At 71.1% G+C, this 16,954-nt stretch carries 16 protein-coding genes; 13 read left to right on the plus strand and 3 right to left on the minus strand.

Going from position 1 to position 16,954, the window contains the following annotated elements:
- Positions 1-33 precede the first annotated feature (33 nt).
- On the minus strand, positions 34-705 hold the full coding sequence (locus ABWK59_RS27895; protein WP_354643394.1) for a response regulator transcription factor: 672 nt from the start codon (positions 703-705) through the stop codon (positions 34-36).
- Positions 706-1,599, minus strand: a complete 894-nt coding sequence (locus ABWK59_RS27900; RefSeq protein WP_354643395.1) for a RecB family exonuclease — start codon at positions 1,597-1,599, stop codon at positions 706-708.
- Positions 1,600-1,882: 283 nt separating this feature from the next.
- On the opposite strand from ABWK59_RS27900, the gene ABWK59_RS27905 reads away from it, so the two are divergent.
- The 3 genes from ABWK59_RS27905 (at position 1,883) to ABWK59_RS27915 (ending at position 5,059) form a co-directional block, all read left to right on the plus strand.
- Positions 1,883-3,091 carry a site-2 protease family protein gene (locus tag ABWK59_RS27905; protein WP_420492863.1) on the plus strand — a complete coding sequence of 403 codons (1,209 nt, stop codon included), beginning with the start codon at positions 1,883-1,885 and terminating at the stop codon, positions 3,089-3,091.
- Between the two features lie 82 nt (positions 3,092-3,173).
- A complete protein-coding gene (locus ABWK59_RS27910) occupies positions 3,174-4,136 on the plus strand; it encodes a tRNA (adenine-N1)-methyltransferase (RefSeq protein ID WP_354643396.1) in 963 nt (320 codons plus the stop codon).
- A gap of 350 nt (positions 4,137-4,486) precedes the next feature.
- Entirely contained in the window at positions 4,487-5,059 is a 573-nt protein-coding gene (locus ABWK59_RS27915) for a hypothetical protein (RefSeq protein ID WP_354643397.1), read from the plus strand.
- 134 nt (positions 5,060-5,193) lie between these two features.
- On the opposite strand, the gene ABWK59_RS27920 is transcribed toward ABWK59_RS27915, so the two are convergent.
- Complete coding sequence (locus ABWK59_RS27920) at positions 5,194-5,487, minus strand: ferredoxin (RefSeq protein WP_354643398.1); 294 nt, start codon at positions 5,485-5,487, stop codon at positions 5,194-5,196.
- Between the two features lie 286 nt (positions 5,488-5,773).
- Between ABWK59_RS27920 and arc the strand changes: the two genes are divergently transcribed.
- The 10 genes from arc to ABWK59_RS27970 all read left to right on the plus strand — a co-directional run bounded on the left by arc (position 5,774) and on the right by ABWK59_RS27970 (position 16,948).
- Positions 5,774-7,540: a proteasome ATPase gene (gene arc, locus ABWK59_RS27925; protein ID WP_354643399.1), complete on the plus strand. Its 1,767-nt coding sequence runs from the start codon at positions 5,774-5,776 to the stop codon at positions 7,538-7,540.
- A 221-nt stretch (positions 7,541-7,761) separates the two neighbouring features.
- Positions 7,762-9,273 carry a depupylase/deamidase Dop gene (gene dop, locus ABWK59_RS27930; protein WP_354643400.1) on the plus strand — a complete coding sequence of 504 codons (1,512 nt, stop codon included), beginning with the start codon at positions 7,762-7,764 and terminating at the stop codon, positions 9,271-9,273.
- 132 nt (positions 9,274-9,405) lie between these two features.
- The gene (locus ABWK59_RS27935; RefSeq protein WP_354643401.1) at positions 9,406-9,624 is read left to right on the plus strand and encodes a ubiquitin-like protein Pup; all 219 of its coding nucleotides are present in this window, start codon (positions 9,406-9,408) and stop codon (positions 9,622-9,624) included.
- A gap of 146 nt (positions 9,625-9,770) precedes the next feature.
- A complete protein-coding gene (prcB, locus tag ABWK59_RS27940) occupies positions 9,771-10,613 on the plus strand; it encodes a proteasome subunit beta (RefSeq protein WP_354643402.1) in 843 nt (280 codons plus the stop codon).
- Positions 10,614-10,648: 35 nt separating this feature from the next.
- Positions 10,649-11,449 carry a proteasome subunit alpha gene (gene prcA / locus ABWK59_RS27945; protein ID WP_354643403.1) on the plus strand — a complete coding sequence of 267 codons (801 nt, stop codon included), beginning with the start codon at positions 10,649-10,651 and terminating at the stop codon, positions 11,447-11,449.
- 126 nt (positions 11,450-11,575) lie between these two features.
- Positions 11,576-12,937, plus strand: coding sequence for a Pup--protein ligase (gene pafA / locus ABWK59_RS27950; protein WP_354643404.1), 1,362 nt, complete (start codon positions 11,576-11,578; stop codon positions 12,935-12,937).
- Between the two features lie 131 nt (positions 12,938-13,068).
- A complete protein-coding gene (locus ABWK59_RS27955) occupies positions 13,069-14,052 on the plus strand; it encodes an FKBP-type peptidyl-prolyl cis-trans isomerase (protein ID WP_354643405.1) in 984 nt (327 codons plus the stop codon).
- 76 nt (positions 14,053-14,128) lie between these two features.
- The gene (locus ABWK59_RS27960) at positions 14,129-15,391 is read left to right on the plus strand and encodes an FKBP-type peptidyl-prolyl cis-trans isomerase (RefSeq protein ID WP_354643406.1); all 1,263 of its coding nucleotides are present in this window, start codon (positions 14,129-14,131) and stop codon (positions 15,389-15,391) included.
- 69 nt (positions 15,392-15,460) lie between these two features.
- Positions 15,461-15,832: an FKBP-type peptidyl-prolyl cis-trans isomerase gene (locus ABWK59_RS27965; RefSeq protein WP_354643407.1), complete on the plus strand. Its 372-nt coding sequence runs from the start codon at positions 15,461-15,463 to the stop codon at positions 15,830-15,832.
- 150 nt (positions 15,833-15,982) lie between these two features.
- Positions 15,983-16,948 carry a helix-turn-helix transcriptional regulator gene (locus tag ABWK59_RS27970; RefSeq protein WP_354643408.1) on the plus strand — a complete coding sequence of 322 codons (966 nt, stop codon included), beginning with the start codon at positions 15,983-15,985 and terminating at the stop codon, positions 16,946-16,948.
- Positions 16,949-16,954: the final 6 nt, after the last annotated feature.

The following is a 16,954-nucleotide window of genomic DNA, read 5'->3' on the forward strand; positions in this document are numbered from 1 at the left end:
GCGGGCCGCGTTCCCGCGGGCCCGCGGAAACGGTCACAGCGTGCCGGGCCGGACCAGGCCGCTCTCGTAGGCGTAGACCGCCGCCTGCACCCGGTCGCGCAGCTGCAGCTTGGTCAGCACATGGCCGACATGGGTCTTCACCGTGGTCTCGCTGACGAACAGCTCGCTCGCGATCTCGGCGTTGGACAGGCCCTTGGCCACCAGCCGCAGCACCTCCACCTCGCGCTCGGTCAGCACGGTCAGCGCCTGCGGCGGCGCCTCGTCCCCCGAGGGCAGCTTGGTGGCGTACATGTCCAGCAGCCGGCGGGTCACCGAGGGCGCCAGCATCGCCGCGCCGTCCGCCACCACCCGGATCGCCTGCACCAGCTCCTCCGCCGGGACGTCCTTGAGCAGGAAGCCGCTGGCCCCCGCCCGGAGCGCCTCGACCACGTACTCGTCCAGGTCGAAGGTGGTCAGCACGAGCACCTTCGCCGGGCCGTCCCGGCCGGGGCCGGCGATTCTGCGGGTCGCCTCCACCCCGTCCATCCGCGGCATCCGGATGTCCATCAGCACCACGTCCGGCTGCAGCGCGCGGACCTGGTCCAGCGCCTGCTGCCCGTCCCCGGCCTCGCCGACCACCACCAGGTCGGACTCGGCCTCCAGGATCATCCGGAAGCCGGTGCGCAGCAGCGGCTGGTCGTCCACCAGCAGCACTCGGATCGTCACCTACGACTCCTTGCTCAGAACGAGATCCCCCGTGGGATCGTCAGGCCTTCCGGCGAGCGGCAGCGGGTACGGCGGGGGAGTGCCGCCGAACTCCGGGCAGCTCGCCCGGTGGTCGCACCAGTCGCACAGCCGGTTGCGGGTGGCCGGGAAGTCGCCGGTGGCGACCGCCTGGGAGATCGCCTGCCAGAGCGCGTCCAGCTTCCGCTCCACCGCGAGCAGGTCGGCCTCGTCCGGGTCGTACGTGACCACGTCCCCGCCGCCGCCCAGGTAGACCAGCTGGAGCCGCTTGGGGACGACCCCCTTCCACCGCCACACCACCAGTGCGTAGAACTTCATCTGGAACATCGCCTTGCCCTCGAAGTCCCGCGAGGGCGCCCGGCCGGTCTTGTAGTCGACCAGCCGCACCTCCCCGGTCGGGGCCACGTCGACCCGGTCGATGTACCCGCGCAGCAGCAGGCCCGACTCCAGTGCCGTCTCCACGTAGAGCTCGCGCTCCACCGGGTGCAGGCGGGTCGGGTCCTCCAGCCGGAACCAGCGGTCCACCAGCTTCTCGGCGTCCGCCAGCCAGCCGGCCACCGCCGAACCGTCGGTGTCCGCCGGGAAGAGCCCGGCCAGCTCCGGCCGCTCGCCCAGCAGCCGCTCCCACTGCGGGCGCAGCAGCTCCCGGGCCGCCTCCGGCGTCCGCCCCCCGGCCGGGTGGTCGAACAGCCGCTCCAGCACCGCGTGCACCAGGGTGCCGCGGGTCGCCGCCGCGCTCGGCGGCTCCGGCAGCCGGTCGATCACCCGCAGCCGGTACAGCAGCGGGCAGGTCATGAAATCGCCCGCGCGGGACGGCGAGAGGCCGGTCGGCGCCACCGGCGACCGGGGAGCGGGTACGGAATCGGTCTGCTGCATACCCAGACCCTATTGCCCCCGGCTCACATCCCGCTGACAGCCCACCGACACCGGGCACCCGGCGGCCGGAGGAGCACGTGAACACCGGGCGCCCGGAGGCCGCAGGGGGCGCGTGAAACGGGTATAGGGGTACCGAGGGGCGCGCGCCGTTATCGCCTCGCGATCACGTAGCGTGGGCGCACGGGCCGGGCGACAGGGCCCGGGACGAACACGGCCCGGGACGACTAGGGTCCGGGGACGACCGATCACACGGACCGAGGGCCACGGAAGCGAAGGGGCAGCGGTGAGCGACATCAGGGGGCAGCAGACCTCCGGCCGGCCGCCGGCCGGCGGACCCGGGGCACCGGGCGGACCCGAGCCGCGCGGCGGCATCCTGATGGGCCGCCCCTTCGGGGTGCCGGTGTACGTCACCCCCTCCTGGTTCGTCATCGCCGCGCTGATCACCTGGGTCTTCGGCGGCCGGTTGGCCGAGGTGCTGCCCGACCTCGGCGGCACCCGCTACCTGGTCTCCTTCTCCTTCGCGGTGGCCTTCTACGCCTCGGTGCTGGTGCACGAGCTGGCGCACACCGTGGTCGCGCTGCGGTACAAGCTCTCCGTCCGCCGGATCCAACTGCAGTTCTTCGGCGGGGTGTCGGAGATCGAGAAGGAGGCCGAGACCCCGCTGCGGGAGTTCTGGCTGGCCTTCGTCGGCCCGCTGCTCTCGCTGGTCCTCGGCGGCCTCTTCTACCTGGCGATGCAGGGCGTGGACACCGACACCGTGCCCGGTGTGCTGCTGGCCGGCCTGATGGTCTCCAACCTGGTGGTCGCCGCCTTCAACCTGCTGCCCGGCCTGCCGCTGGACGGCGGAAGGATCCTGCGCGCCGTGGTCTGGGGCGTCACCGGCCGCCCGATGACCGGCACCATTGCCGCCGCCTGGGTCGGCCGGGCGCTCGCCCTGATCGTGCTGATCGGGCTCCCGCTGGCGAGCGCCGCCCGCAGCGGCAGCGACGAGTTCACCTCCGACAACCTCATCGACGCCCTGCTCGCCGCCGTCCTCGCGGTGATCATCTGGAACGGCGCCACCGGCAGCGTCCGCAACGCCCGCCTCCGCGAGGCGCTGCCCGCCATGAAGGCCCGCGAGCTGGCCCGCCGCACCGTCGACGTCACCGCCGACACCCCGCTCGGCGAGGCGCTGCGCCGCGCCCGGGAGGCCCAGGCCGGCGCCATCGTGGTGGTCGACGGCCGGGGCGAGCCCACCGCCCTGGTCAAGGAGTCCGCAGTCAGCGCGATCCCCGAGCACCGCCGCCCCTGGGTGGCCGTCGGCGCGCTCGCCCGCGACCTGGAGGCGGGCCTGCGCATCCCCGTCGACCTGGACGGCGAGGCGCTGCTCGCCGCGCTGCGGCGCACCCCCGCCACCGAGTACCTGCTGGTGCGGGCCGACGGCACCGCGTACGGCGTGCTGGCCACCGCGGACCTGGAGCGGCGGCTGACGGCGGTGCTCGCCGGGCGGTGACCCGCGCCTTTGGGAGGGGACGGGCGCGGTTGAGACGATCATGTGGTCGGGGGAGCGTCCCCGGTCCCTTAGGATTGTCCGCATGTCCGAACCGACCGGTGCCACCCGCCGACGCGGGCCCTTCCAGGTCGGGGACCAGGTCCAGCTGACCGACCCCAAGGGCCGCCACTACACGTTCACGCTCCAGGCCGGGAACCAGTTCCACACCCACAAGGGTGCGTTCCCGCACGACGAGCTGATCGGCGCCCCCGAGGGCACGGTCGTACGCACCACGGGCAACGTCCCGTACCTCGCGCTGCGCCCCCTGCTCCCCGACTACGTCCTGTCCATGCCCCGCGGCGCCGCCGTGATCTATCCCAAGGACGCGGGGCAGATCCTGGCGATGGCCGACATCTTCGCGGGCGCCCGCGTGGTCGAGGCCGGCGTCGGCTCCGGCGCGCTCTCCACCTACCTGCTGCGCGCCGTCGGCGACACCGGCATGCTCGCCTCCTACGAGCGCCGCCAGGACTTCGCGGACATCGCCCAGGGCAACGTCGAGCGTTACTTCGGCGGCCCGCACCCGGCGTGGAAGCTCACCGTGGGCGACCTCCAGGACAACCTGGTGGAGACCGACGTCGACCGCGTGATCCTCGACATGCTGGCGCCCTGGGAGTGCCTGGACGTGGCGTCCAAGGCGCTCGTCCCCGGCGGCCTGATCTGCTGCTACGTGGCCACCACCACGCAGATGTCGCGGACCGTCGAGGCGCTCCGGGAGCACGGCACCTTCACCGAGCCGCAGGCCTGGGAGACCATGGTCCGCACCTGGCACCTGGAGGGGCTGGCCGTCCGGCCGGACCACCGGATGATCGGGCACACCGGCTTCCTGCTCACCGCCCGCCGGCTGGCGGACGGGGTCGAGCCCCCGCTGCGGCGGCGCCGGCCGGCCAAGGGCTCCTACGGCGAGGACTACGACGCCGGCGAACCGGAGCCGACCCTCGCCGAGCGTGCGGCGGCCCGCCGCGCCGCCCGCGAGACCGCGCCGGCCGAGGCCCGCTCGATCGACTGACGGGCGGTAAGCCACCTCAGGGGCGCGGGGAACTGCGCGCATCGGGAGACTGCTCGCCGTACCCGCTCGTGGTGCAGACATCTGCACCACGAGCGGCTGCGGGTGGGCGTCTTCCGTTTCGCGCGGTTCCCCGCGCCCCTTGTGGTTGCCCGAGTGCGTTCTGGCGTCCGCGGGTGGTTCCCCGGGTGCGTTGCCGGCCCCCGGTGTGCGGGGGCCGTGAGGCTGGGGTGGGCGGCTTGTGCCCGTGTGCTCCCGGGGGCGTGGGGGTGTCCGGGATGTGGGAGGATGCACGCTCACAGAGCCGTGGAGGGGACTGCGCGGCGGGAACAGCGGCCGAGGCGGGACACACGATGACGCAGGACGCCAGGAACACGCCGGCACACGCCCGCTCCGGCTTCGGCCACTGGGCGGTGGTCGCCGCCGGCTGCGCCGCGGTGGTGGGCGGGGCCCTGGCGGCCGGTCCGGCCAGCGGTGCGATATCCCCGCCCGCGCCGACCGCGAAGGCCGCTCCGAGCGCCGCCGCGCCCGACCCGGCGAAGGCCGGTCTTCCCCTTGACTGCGGCCCGTTCCCCGTGGCGGTCAGCCTGAAGGTCAGCGCCGACCTCGGCGACGGCAAGCCCGGTACGGTGGCCGCCGCGCACTGCGACGCCGGCAACGGCACCCCGTCCGACGGCGTCTTCGTCCTCGCTCCCGGCCCGGACGGCCGGCCGGTGGTGGCCGCCACCCTGGTCGAGGAGGACGAGGACCTCACCCTCACCGCGCTGGCGGTACGCAGCGACGGCTCGGTCCACGGCACGGCCCGCGGCTACTCCTCCCCGGACGTGCCCCGCTTCGCCCCCGACCTGATGGTGGAGCTCAACTGGAAGCGCACCGGGACGGGTTGGACCCGCACCGACACCAAGTCCCCCGCTGCGAAGGCGTGATCGTCCGGGCTGCGACTCCCGCGCAGCCCCGCCCGGCATCCCCCGTCACTCCCGCCCCGCGTCGGTCCTTGGCCGAAACAGGAGGGTGACGGGTGCCGGACCCTGACGGTGCGTGTCGCCGGACTGACGGACGGTCAGGCGTCCTCGGCGTCCGGCCCGTAGACCTCGACCCGGTCGCTGACCCGGCGGACGTGGATGCAGTCGCCGGGGCACTCCTTGGCGGAGTCCACGACGTCCTGAAGGATGGTCAGCGGGACGGGGGCGGTCTCGCCGGGCTGCTGGCGGAGCTCGTCGTCCGGGCCCTTCACATAGGCGAGACCGTCGATGTCCAGCTCGAAGACCTCCGGCGCGTACTGCGCGCAGATGCCGTCACCGGTGCACAGATCCTGGTCGATCCACACCTCGAGTGCCTCGCCCGTGCCCGACATGTCCCCTGCCGTTTCTGCTCCAGGATGCCCCGGTTGGGGAGGCATTCCTGCCATTCGTACGACGATCGCACCGCTTTCCACGGTCACGATCGGGTATTGACTGGACCGACGATACATCTGGTCGGCTTCGAACCGATCGCCGGTGGGCATCTCCCCTACCAGAGGGGAAGCAACGCAAGGGCGAAGATCGGACACGCCCGATCCATCTTTCTGATCTAGGGGTTTACATCACCCTGGTCCCAGGTAGGTTTGGGTCGTCCAGCTCCCCCAGGAGGAGGTGAGGACCGTGGCAGCCCACGATGACGACTACAACCGCAGCGCCGGCCGTCCGGCTCGGGGGTCCGACGAGGCCGCGCAGGTCTCGTACCTCGAGCAGGAGATCGCCGTGCTGCGCCGCAAGCTCGCCGACTCGCCGCGCAGCTCGAGGATCCTCGAGGAGCGCATCGTCGAGCTCCAGACCAACCTGGCCGGCGTGACCGCCCAGAACGAACGACTCGCCGCCACCCTCCGCGAGGCCCGCGACCAGATCGTGGCCCTCAAGGAGGAGGTGGACCGCCTCGCCCAGCCTCCCGCCGGGTTCGGCGTCTTCCTCGAGCAGAACGAGGACGGCACCGCCGACATCTTCACCGGGGGCCGCAAGCTCCGCGTCAACGTCAGCCCCAACGTGGAGCTGGACGAGCTGCGCCGCGGGCAGGAGGTGATGCTCAACGAGGCGCTCAACGTCGTCGAGGCGATGGCCTTCGAGCGGGTCGGTGACATCGTCACGCTCAAGGAGGTCCTGGAGGACGGCGAGCGGGCCCTGGTCCTCGGCCACACCGACGAGGAGCGGATCGTCCGGCTGGCCGAGCCGCTGCGGGAGCTCACCCTCCGGGCCGGCGACGCCCTGCTGATGGAGCCGCGGTCCGGCTACGTGTACGAGGTCATCCCGAAGGCCGAGGTCGAGGAGCTGGTCCTCGAGGAGGTCCCGGACATCGACTACAAGCAGATCGGCGGTCTGAGCAACCAGATCGAGCAGATCCGCGACGCGGTCGAGCTGCCCTACCTGCACGCCGACCTCTTCAAGGAGTACGAGCTCCGCCCGCCCAAGGGCGTCCTGCTCTACGGCCCGCCCGGCTGCGGCAAGACGCTGATCGCCAAGGCGGTGGCGAACTCGCTCGCCAAGAAGGTCGCCGAGGTGACCGGCCGGCCCCAGGGCAAGAGCTACTTCCTCAACATCAAGGGCCCGGAGCTGCTCAACAAGTACGTGGGCGAGACCGAGCGGCAGATCCGGCTGGTCTTCCAGCGGGCCCGGGAGAAGGCGAGCGAGGGCACGCCCGTCATCGTCTTCTTCGACGAGATGGAGTCGCTGTTCCGCACCAGAGGCTCCGGTGTCAGCTCGGACGTGGAGAACACCATCGTCCCGCAGCTGCTCGCCGAGATCGACGGTGTGGAGGGCCTGGAGAACGTCATCGTGATCGGCGCGTCCAACCGCGAGGACATGATCGACCCGGCGATCCTGCGGCCCGGCCGCCTGGACGTCAAGATCAAGATCGAGCGGCCGGACGCCGAGGCGGCCAAGGACATCTTCTCGAAGTACCTCCGCAGCTCGCTGCCGTTCCACGGGGACGACCTGCGGGAGCACGAGGGCTCCATCGAGGCCACCGTGGCGGCGATGATCCAGTCGGTGGTCGAGCGGATGTACTCGGAGACCGAGGAGAACCGCTTCCTGGAGGTCACCTACGCCAACGGTGACAAGGAGGTCCTGTACTTCAAGGACTTCAACTCCGGCGCGATGATCCAGAACATCGTGGACCGGGCCAAGAAGATGGCGATCAAGGACTTCCTCGACCACGGCCAGCGCGGCCTGCGGGTCTCCCACCTGCTCGCCGCCTGCGTGGACGAGTTCAAGGAGAACGAGGACCTGCCCAACACCACCAACCCGGACGACTGGGCCCGGATCTCCGGCAAGAAGGGCGAGCGGATCGTCTTCATCCGCACCCTGGTCACCGGGAAGCAGGGCGCCGAGTCCGGCCGCTCCATCGACACCGTCGCCAACACCGGCCAGTACCTGTGACCGGACGGCACCGATAGCGACGCCGACCCTCCGTCCGGCTGCGGCGCCGCGGGGCTCCGCAGCCGGACGGCGCGTCTCGGGACCCACCGGGGTGTGCTCTCCCGAATGTCGGCACGGCGATCTAGGCTCGACCCATCGCGGACGGGATGTCAGCGGTGGGGTAACAGCGGTACGTCAGTGCGCCGCCCGGCGGGGGCGGCGCACCGGGCAAGGAGGGCCGCATGACCGTACGGCGCGTGATGGGGATCGAGACCGAGTACGGAATCTCCGTGCCCGGCCACCCGAACGCCAACGCCATGCTCACCTCGTCCCAGATCGTCAACGCCTACGCGGCGGCGATGCACCGGGCGCGGCGCGCCCGCTGGGATTTCGAGGAGGAGAATCCGCTGCGCGACGCCCGGGGTTTCGACCTCGCGCGGGAGGTCGCGGACGCCAGCCAGCTCACCGACGAGGACATCGGCCTCGCCAACGTCATCCTCACCAACGGCGCCCGCTTCTACGTGGACCACGCCCACCCCGAGTACAGCTCGCCCGAGGTGACCAACCCGCGCGACGCCGTGCTCTGGGACAAGGCCGGCGAGCGGATCATGGCGGCGGCGGCCCGGCGCGCCCTGGAGCTGCCCAACGGCCAGCCCATCCACCTGTACAAGAACAACACGGACAACAAGGGCGCCTCCTACGGCACCCACGAGAACTACCTGATGAAGCGGGCGACGCCGTTCGCCGACATCGTCCGCCACCTCACCCCGTTCTTCGTCTCCCGCCCGGTGGTCGCCGGCGCCGGCCGGGTCGGCATCGGGCAGGACGGCTCCGCGCACGGCTTCCAGCTGAGCCAGCGGGCCGACTACTTCGAGGTCGAGGTCGGCCTGGAGACCACCCTCAAGCGGCCGATCATCAACACCCGGGACGAGCCGCACGCGGACGCCGAGAAGTACCGGCGGCTGCACGTGATCATCGGCGACGCCAACCTCTCGGAGATCTCCACCTACCTCAAGCTGGGCACCACCTCGCTGGTCCTGGCCATGATCGAGGAGGGGTTCATCGCCGTGGACCTCGCCGTCGACCAGCCGGTCCGCACCCTGCACCGGGTCTCCCACGACGCCTCGCTGAGCCACCTGGTCACGCTGCGCAGCGGCCGGAAGCTCACCGCGGTCCAGCTGCAGATGGAGTACTGCGAGCTGGCCAGGAAGTACGTGGAGGACCGCTACGGCGACGACGCGGACGAGCAGACCCTGGACGTGCTCACCCGCTGGGAGGACGTCCTGGGCCGGCTGGAGCGCGACCCGATGAGCCTCTCCCGCCAGCTGGACTGGGTGGCCAAGCGGGAGATCCTGGAGGGCTACCGCCAGCGCGACGGCCTGGACTGGGACAGCCCGCGGCTGCAGCTGGTCGACCTGCAGTACAGCGACGTCCGCCCCGACAAGGGCCTGTACAACCGCCTGGTGGCCCGCGGCCGGTTCGAGCGGCTGCTGGACGAGGCGGAGGTCGAGCGCGCCGTCACGAACCCTCCGGACGACACCAGGGCGTACTTCCGCGGCCGCTGCCTGGACCAGTACGCGGACCACGTGGCCGCGGCCTCCTGGGACTCGGTGATCTTCGACCTGCCCGGCCGTGACTCGCTGCAGCGGGTGCCCACCATGGAGCCACTGCGCGGCACCCGGGCCCACGTCAAGGAGCTGCTCGACCGCTGCCGCACCGCGGAGGACCTGCTCCGGGTGCTCTCCGGCGGGTAACTTTTCGATCACCACGGGTGAACATTCCCCGGCGGGGAATCATCAAGGCGAGCGCCGAGCGTTGAACCAGAACCGGGGCGGACGGAGTTCCCGGTTCAAGCTCGAACAGACAGAGTGAGCGGGGTGAGGGAAATGGCTAGCAAGGACACCGGTGGCGGCCAGCAGCGGGCGAACCGCTCCTCCGAGGAGGTCGAGGAGCAGGCTGCGGAAACGCAGGCATCCGACGAGCTCAAGGAACGCCAGGAAAAGCTCAGCGACGACGTCGACGCGGTCCTGGACGAAATCGACGAGGTGCTGGAGTCCAACGCCGAGGATTTCGTGCGCGGCTTCGTGCAAAAGGGCGGCGAGTAACCGGGGGAAACCCTCAGGTCACCCCGCGCTGCAGGCGTGCCCCGGTGCGCCTGCAGCGCGCTCCCTTCCCACTGTGTGGATCAAGTCCGCGCTGCGCGGGTAAGGTCCGGGGCAAGCTGTTCGATCTTCAACCTGGAAGGACACGTGTGGAAGCCAACATCGGCGGCACCGGGCGTCTACCGGCTGCCTTCCTGACCCCGGGGTCCTCGTCGTTCATCGACTTCCTCGCCGTGCACCAGCCGGAGCTGCTGCCGGGCCGGCGCAGCCTCCCGGAGGGGCTGACCGTGGAGGCGCCGCACGGCACCACCATCGTCGCCGCGGTGTTCGACGGCGGCGTGGTGATCGCCGGTGACCGCCGGGCCACCATGGGCAACGTGATCGCCCAGCGCGACATCGAGAAGGTCTTCCCGGCCGACGAGTACAGCGCGGTCGGCATCGCCGGCACCGCCGGCCTCGCGGTGGAGATGGTCCGGCTGTTCCAGCTGGAGCTGGAGCACTACGAGAAGATCGAGGGCACCGTCCTCTCCCTGGAGGGCAAGGCCAACCGCCTCACCACGATGATCCGCTCCAACCTGGCGATGGCCATGCAGGGCCTGGCCGTGGTCCCGATGTTCGCGGGCTACGACCTGGACCTCGGCCGCGGCCGGATCTTCACCTACGACGTCACCGGCGGCCGCTCCGAGGAGCGCGGCTTCGCGGCCACCGGCTCGGGCTCGGTCTTCGCCCGGGGTTCGATGAAGAAGCTGTACCGGGACGACCTCTCGCCGCAGCAGGCCGCCACCCTGGTCGTCCAGGCGCTGTACGACGCCGCCGACGACGACTCGGCGACCGGCGGTCCCGACCTCGCCCGCAAGATCTTCCCGATCGTGTCGCAGATCACCGACGACGGCTTCCGCAGGCTGTCCGACGAGGAGGTCGCCCAGATCGCGGTCTCCATCACCGACCAGCGCCTGGAGCACCCCAACGGGCCGCAGGCCCCGCTCCTCTGAGTCCGCCAGTCACCGAAGAGAAGGGACGGACCCCGGTGTCCACACCGTTCTACGTCTCGCCCCAGCAGGCCATGGCGGACCGCGCGGAGTACGCCCGCAAGGGCATCGCCCGCGGCCGCAGCGTGGTCGTGCTGACGTACACCGACGGCATCGTCTTCGTCGCCGAGAACACCTCCCGGGCGCTGCACAAGGTGTCCGAGATCTACGACAAGATCGCCTTCGCGGCGGTCGGCCGGTACAACGAGTTCGAGAACCTGCGGATCGGCGGCGTGCGCTACGCCGACCTGCGCGGGTACTCCTACGACCGGGCCGACGTGACCGCCCGCGGGCTGGCCAACGTCTACGCCCAGACGCTCGGCACGATCTTCTCCTCGGTCGGCGACAAGCCCTACGAGGTCGAGCTGATCGTGGCCGAGGTGGGCCGCACCGGCGACGAGGACCAGATCTACCGGCTCACCCCGGACGGCTCGGTGGTCGACGAGAAGAACTACGTCGTGGTCGGCGGCAACGCCGACTCCATCGGCAACTACCTGGGCCAGCGCCACCAGGTCGGGATGAGCCTGGCCGAGGCGCTGAAGGTGGCCGTGGACGGGCTCGCCCGCGACCCCAACGGCGGCAGCCCCCGCACCCTGACCCGCGACCAGCTGGAGGTCGCGGTGCTCGACCGGCAGCGCTTCCAGCAGCGCAAGTTCAAGCGCGTCCTGGGCGGCCAGCTCGACCGCCTGCTGAGCGGGGACGAGAGCGCGGCCGACGACGACGCGGACGACGCCGGGGTCTCCGCGCAGGAGACCGCCGCTGAGAACGAGAACGGCACGGGGACGACGGAGACCGAGTAGCCCGGCCGCGTGAATCCCGTACGGCCGTGAACCGTACGGGATTCACCCGGTACCGCGGTGAATTGAGGAGGAATCGGCTCAGCCGAGAAGGGTTTCGCGAAGGCTCCGACAGAGAAGAGAAGCCTTATGGACCGCCGAATTTTCGGGCTGGAGAACGAGTACGGAGTCACGTGCACATTCCGGGGTCAGCGCCGGCTGTCCCCGGATGAGGTGGCCCGGTACCTCTTCCGCCGCGTTGTCTCCTGGGGCCGCAGCAGCAATGTCTTCCTGAAGAACGGCGCCCGGCTCTACCTCGACGTCGGTTCGCACCCCGAGTACGCCACTCCCGAGTGCGACGACGTGGTGGAGCTGGTCACCCACGACAAGGCGGGCGAGCGGATCCTCGAAGGGCTGCTGGTGGACGCCGAGCGGCGGCTGCACGAGGAGGGCATCGCCGGGGACGTCTACCTCTTCAAGAACAACACCGACTCGGCCGGCAACTCCTACGGCTGCCACGAGAACTACCTGGTGGCCCGGCACGGCGAGTTCTCCCGGCTGGCCGACGTGCTGATCCCGTTCCTGGTGACGCGTCAGCTGATCTGCGGCGCCGGCAAGGTGCTGCAGACGCCCCGCGGCGCGGTGTACTGCGTCAGCCAGCGGGCCGAGCACATCTGGGAAGGCGTCAGCTCGGCGACCACCCGGTCCCGGCCGATCATCAACACCCGGGACGAGCCGCACGCGGACGCCGAGCGGTACCGCCGGCTGCACGTCATCGTCGGCGACTCCAACATGTCGGAGACCACCACCCTGCTCAAGGTGGGCTCCACCGACCTGGTGCTGCGCCTGATCGAGGCGGGCGTGGTGATGCGCGACCTCACCCTGGAGAACCCGATCCGGGCGATCCGCGAGGTCAGCCACGACCTCACCGGCACCCACCAGGTGCGGCTCGCCAACGGCCGGGAGGCCAGCGCGCTGGACATCCAGGAGGAGTACTTCACCAAGGCGCTGGAGTTCGCCGACCGCAAGGGCATCAACACCGGCACCATCGCCCGGGTGCTCGACCTGTGGGGCCGCACCCTGGAGGCGGTCCGCACCGAGGACCTGGCCAGGGTCTCCACCGAGATCGACTGGATCATGAAGTACAAGCTGATCGAGCGGTACCGCGAGAAGCACCAGATGACGATGTCCAACCCGCGGGTCGCCCAGATCGACCTCGCGTACCACGACATCCACCGCCGGCGCGGGCTGTTCTACCTGCTGCAGAACAAGGGGCAGGCGAAGCGGATCACCACCGACCTGAAGACCTTCGAGGCCAAGTCGGTGCCGCCGCAGACCACCCGGGCCCGGCTGCGCGGCGACTTCATCCGCCGGGCGCAGGAGCAGCGGCGGGACTTCACCGTCGACTGGGTGCACCTGAAGCTGAACGACCAGGCCCAGCGGACGGTGCTCTGCAAGGACCCGTTCCGCTCGGTGGACGAGCGGGTGGAGAAGCTGATCGCCGGGATGTGATCCGGCGGGCGACGCGCACCGCAGGGGTGGCGGTCCGGCTGCGGCCGGGCGGCCACCCCTGCGGTGTGTCATGCCGCGGCCACCCCCGCGCCTGCGGGATCCCGGACGAATGGGGCAATACGCTGGGGCCCATGCGTCGAATCGCCGGTCTCCTGGTCGTGCCCCTCGCCGTGCTGCTGGCCGCGTGCAGCAGCGGCTCCTCCTCGTCCCCGGGGGTGACCCCGACCGCCTCCGCCTCGGCGGCCGCGGCACCCACGCCGGTCGAGTCGGCCTCGCCGATGCCGACCGTCTCCGGGGAGGTCGGCCAGAAGGCGACCATCACCATCCCGGGTGAGAACCCCAGCGGCGAGTTCGTGGTCGCCGTGGCCAAGGAGGGCGACGGCCCGACCGTGGCCAAGGGCGACTGGGTGACGGTCAACTACACCGCCAAGGACTGGACCACCGGCAAGGACCTGCCCAGCTCGTACGACTCCGGTGGCAAGCCGCAGCTGTACCAGGCGGGCAACGGGCAGCTGGTGCCGGCTTTCGACCAGAGCGTGGTGGGCAAGAAGGTGGGCAGCCGGCTGCTGGTGGTGGCCCCGCCGGCGGCCGGGTTCGGCTCCGAGGGCAGCACCGCGCTGGGCGTGGGCAAGGACGACACCGTGGTCTTCGTCCTGGACATCGTGCAGACCGTGCCGCAGGACTCGACCATCTCCGGCACGATGACCCAGCCGCCGGCGAACATGCCGCAGGTGAAGGACAACGGCAAGGCCGCGCCGACCATCACCGTCCCGGCGGGCCAGGCGCCGCCGACCGACCTGCAGACGTTCGTCCTGGTGAAGGGCGACGGCCCGGAGGTCAAGGCGGGCCAGACCCTGCTGGTCCAGTACACCGGGGTGACCTGGACGGACGGCAAGCAGTTCGACTCCTCGTGGAACCACGGCGGCGCCCAGGCGCTCCAGGTGGGCACCGGCAGCCTGATCAAGGGCTGGGACCAGGGGCTGGTCGGGCAGACCGTGGGCAGCCGGGTGATGCTGGTCGTCCCGCCGTCCCTCGGCTACGGCGACAAGACCAGCGGCTCGATCCCCGCCAACTCCACCCTGGTCTTCGTGATCGACATCCTCGAGGCGGTCTGACCGCTCTCATGTCGACCTGACATACTGCTGCCCTTCCGCACTCCGGAGTGTCGTCGGGCGAGATGAATGGGGAGTCATGTCTGAGAAAGCGTCGAGCCCGGGCGAGGCCGACACCACGGGCAACCTGCGGCCGGGCGACGGCGAGTCGATCGTCGTCCCGCCCGCGATCCTGAAGCAGCAGGCCGGCTGGGGGCAGGTCCCCGCGCAGTCCGCGTCCGGCGCCCCGGCGGACGAGCCCAAGGTGTTCGCCTCCACCGTGCGCCGCCAGGAGCTCTCCGAGGCCGGGTACGGGGAGGACCCGCCGGGTGTCGGCAAGCTGGGCGTGGTGCTGGGCACCGTGATCGCCCTGCTGCTGGTCGGCAGCGGCGTCACCCTGTACGTGGTGAACAAGGACGACAAGTCCGTCACCCCCAAGGCCAAGCCCTCGTCCTCGGTGGCCCCGACGCCCAGCGTGGAGCCGGTCCCGCCGATCAAGGACAGCGCCAAGGTGCTGCCGAACGTCACCGGCGAGTTCGGCAAGAAGGCCACCATCGAGCTGCCCAAGGAGGCCGCCGACGGCACCTTCGTGGTCAAGGAGCTGACCTCCGGCAGCGGCGGCAAGGTCGACAAGGGCAGCTGGGTCAGCGTCGACTTCTCGGCGATGAACTGGGGCACCGGCAAGGAGATCAAGGGCAGCTACGAGACCGGCAAGCCGCAGCTGTTCCAGGCCGACTCCGGCAAGCTGATCCCGGCCCTGGACAAGGCCGTCACCGGCCACAAGGCGGGCAGCCGGCTGCTGATCGTCGCCCCGCCCGCCGCCGCCTTCGGCGAGGAGGGCAACCAGGGCATGGAGGTCGGCCCGAAGGACAACCTGGTGTTCGTGGTGGACATCAAGAACGCCACCGCGCCGGACGCCGTGCTCAGCGGCGACATGACCGCGCCGCCGGCCGACATGCCGAAGGTCAAGGACAACGGCAAGAAGCCCGCCGAGATCACCCCGGTGCCGGGCGCGGCCGACCCGACCGACCTCAAGTCGCACGTCCTGATCCAGGGCAAGGGCCGCAAGGTCGAGTCCGGCGAGAAGGTCCTGGTCCAGTACACCGGCGCGCTGTACAAGGACGGCAAGAAGTTCGACTCCTCGCTGGAGCGCGGGCAGGCGTTCTCCTTCGTCACCGGTGGCGGCGGCGTCATCGAGGGCTGGGACAAGGGCGTCACCGGGCAGACCGTCGGCAGCCGGATCGAGCTGGTGATCCCGGCCGCCCAGGCGTACGGCGACAAGGGTCAGGGCACCATCCCGCCGAACGCCACTCTGGTCTTCGTGATCGACATCCTCGATGCGGGGGTCGGCGCGGCCGACTGATGGGCGAGAATGGATCAGTAGCCGGCTCCGGCCGGTACTGACCGCACCACCGAACGGAAAGAGTCAGCTGTGAGCATCAGCAAGCCCGAGATCGACTTCCCGGGCGGCGAGCCGCCGAAGGAGCTGCAGACCCGCGACATCGTCGTCGGTACCGGCGCGGAGGCCAAGGCCGGCGCCGTGGTCGAGGTTCACTACGTCGGTGTCACCTTCGCCTCCGGCGAGGAGTTCGACGCCTCCTGGAACCGCAACCAGACCTTCCGCTTCCCGCTCGGTGCGGGCCGCGTCATCAAGGGCTGGGACCAGGGCGTCGAGGGCATGAAGGTCGGCGGCCGCCGCGAGCTGATCATCCCGCCGCACCTGGCGTACGGGAACCAGTCGCCCAGCCCGCTGATCCCGGCCGGTTCGACCCTGATCTTCGTCGTCGACCTGATCAGCGTCTGACCCTCGGGTACACGGACCGAGCCCCCGGCACCGCGGTGCCGGGGGCTCGGCTTTTACTCCATGTGCCGGTACCGGTACGGTCGGGTCCGCGCGGGTCCGCGCAGGGCCGCGCAGATCGACGAGCCCCAGAACCCCCAGGAAGGGTCAGCGATGGCGATCGCCAAGGCAGAGCGGCTGATGAACCTCGCCCTGTGCCTGATGAACACCAGACGTCCGCTCTCCAAGAAGGAGCTGCGGGAGTCCATCGAGGCCTACCGGGAAGCCTGGCACCAGGGCAGCGAGGACGCCTTCAACCGCATGTTCGAGCGGGACAAGGACGACCTGCGGGAACTGGGCCTGGTCATCGACGTGGACGAGAACGCGCTCGACGGCGAGATCGGCTACCTGGCCCGCCGCGACCGCAACCGGCTGCCGGAGATCTCGCTGGACGCCGAGGAGGCGGCCGCGCTCAGCCTGGCCGCCCGGGTGTGGCAGCAGGCCAAGATGTCCGGCGCGGCCAGCGGCGCGCTGCAGAAGCTGCGCGCGGCTGGCGTCCCGTTCGCCGAGGACAGCGAGCACTCCGCCCTGGAGCCGCGGATCCCGGCCCGCGAGGCGGCCTTCGAGCCGCTGCTGGTGGCCGCCCGCGACCGCCGCCCGGTGACCTTCGAGTACCGCAAGGCCGGGGCCGCGGTCGCCGAGCAGCGCGCGGTCGAGCCCTGGGCGCTGGAGTGCTGGCGCGGCCACTGGTACCTGGCCGGCTGGGACCGCGACCGGGCCAGCGCCCGGGTCTTCCGGCTCAGCCGGATCACCGGCAAGGTCCGCTCCAAGGCCGGCGGCTTCACCGGTACCGTCCCCGAGCACGTGGACGTCCGGGCGTACGTCGCCCGGTTCGCCGGGGAGGGCGCCACCTCCACCGCGACCGTCCGGCTGCGCCGCGGCGCCGCCTTCCCGCTCAGCGCCCGGGCGCTGGCCACCCGCCCGGTCGACGACCAGTGGGACGAGTTGGAGATCCCGTACGGCCACGGCCTCGGCGCCGACCTCGCCGAGTTCGGTCCCGACGTGCTCGTGATCGGGCCGGACGACCTGCGGGCCGATGTCATCGACCGGCTGCGCGCCGTGGCCGGACTGGGGGAGTGAGGCAGT

It is taken from the genome of Kitasatospora sp. HUAS MG31 (assembly GCF_040571325.1).
GTDB classification, from domain to species: Bacteria; Actinomycetota; Actinomycetes; order Streptomycetales; family Streptomycetaceae; genus Kitasatospora; species Kitasatospora camelliae.

Bases quoted from the DNA above. Each gene is read 5' to 3' on its own strand.
- ABWK59_RS27955 (WP_354643405.1), top strand. From the start codon at position 13,069: ATGCGTCGAATCGCCGGTCTCCTGGTCGTGCCCCTCGCCGTGCTGCTG.
- ABWK59_RS27935 (WP_354643401.1), top strand. From the start codon at position 9,406: ATGGCTAGCAAGGACACCGGTGGCGGCCAGCAGCGGGCGAACCGCTCC.
- ABWK59_RS27960 (WP_354643406.1), top strand. From the start codon at position 14,129: ATGTCTGAGAAAGCGTCGAGCCCGGGCGAGGCCGACACCACGGGCAAC.
- dop (WP_354643400.1), top strand. From the start codon at position 7,762: ATGACCGTACGGCGCGTGATGGGGATCGAGACCGAGTACGGAATCTCC.
- pafA (WP_354643404.1), top strand. From the start codon at position 11,576: ATGGACCGCCGAATTTTCGGGCTGGAGAACGAGTACGGAGTCACGTGC.
- ABWK59_RS27900 (WP_354643395.1), bottom strand. From the start codon at position 1,599: ATGCAGCAGACCGATTCCGTACCCGCTCCCCGGTCGCCGGTGGCGCCG.
- ABWK59_RS27910 (WP_354643396.1), top strand. From the start codon at position 3,174: ATGTCCGAACCGACCGGTGCCACCCGCCGACGCGGGCCCTTCCAGGTC.
- ABWK59_RS27915 (WP_354643397.1), top strand. From the start codon at position 4,487: ATGACGCAGGACGCCAGGAACACGCCGGCACACGCCCGCTCCGGCTTC.
- ABWK59_RS27970 (WP_354643408.1), top strand. From the start codon at position 15,983: ATGGCGATCGCCAAGGCAGAGCGGCTGATGAACCTCGCCCTGTGCCTG.
- ABWK59_RS27920 (WP_354643398.1), bottom strand. From the start codon at position 5,487: ATGTCGGGCACGGGCGAGGCACTCGAGGTGTGGATCGACCAGGATCTG.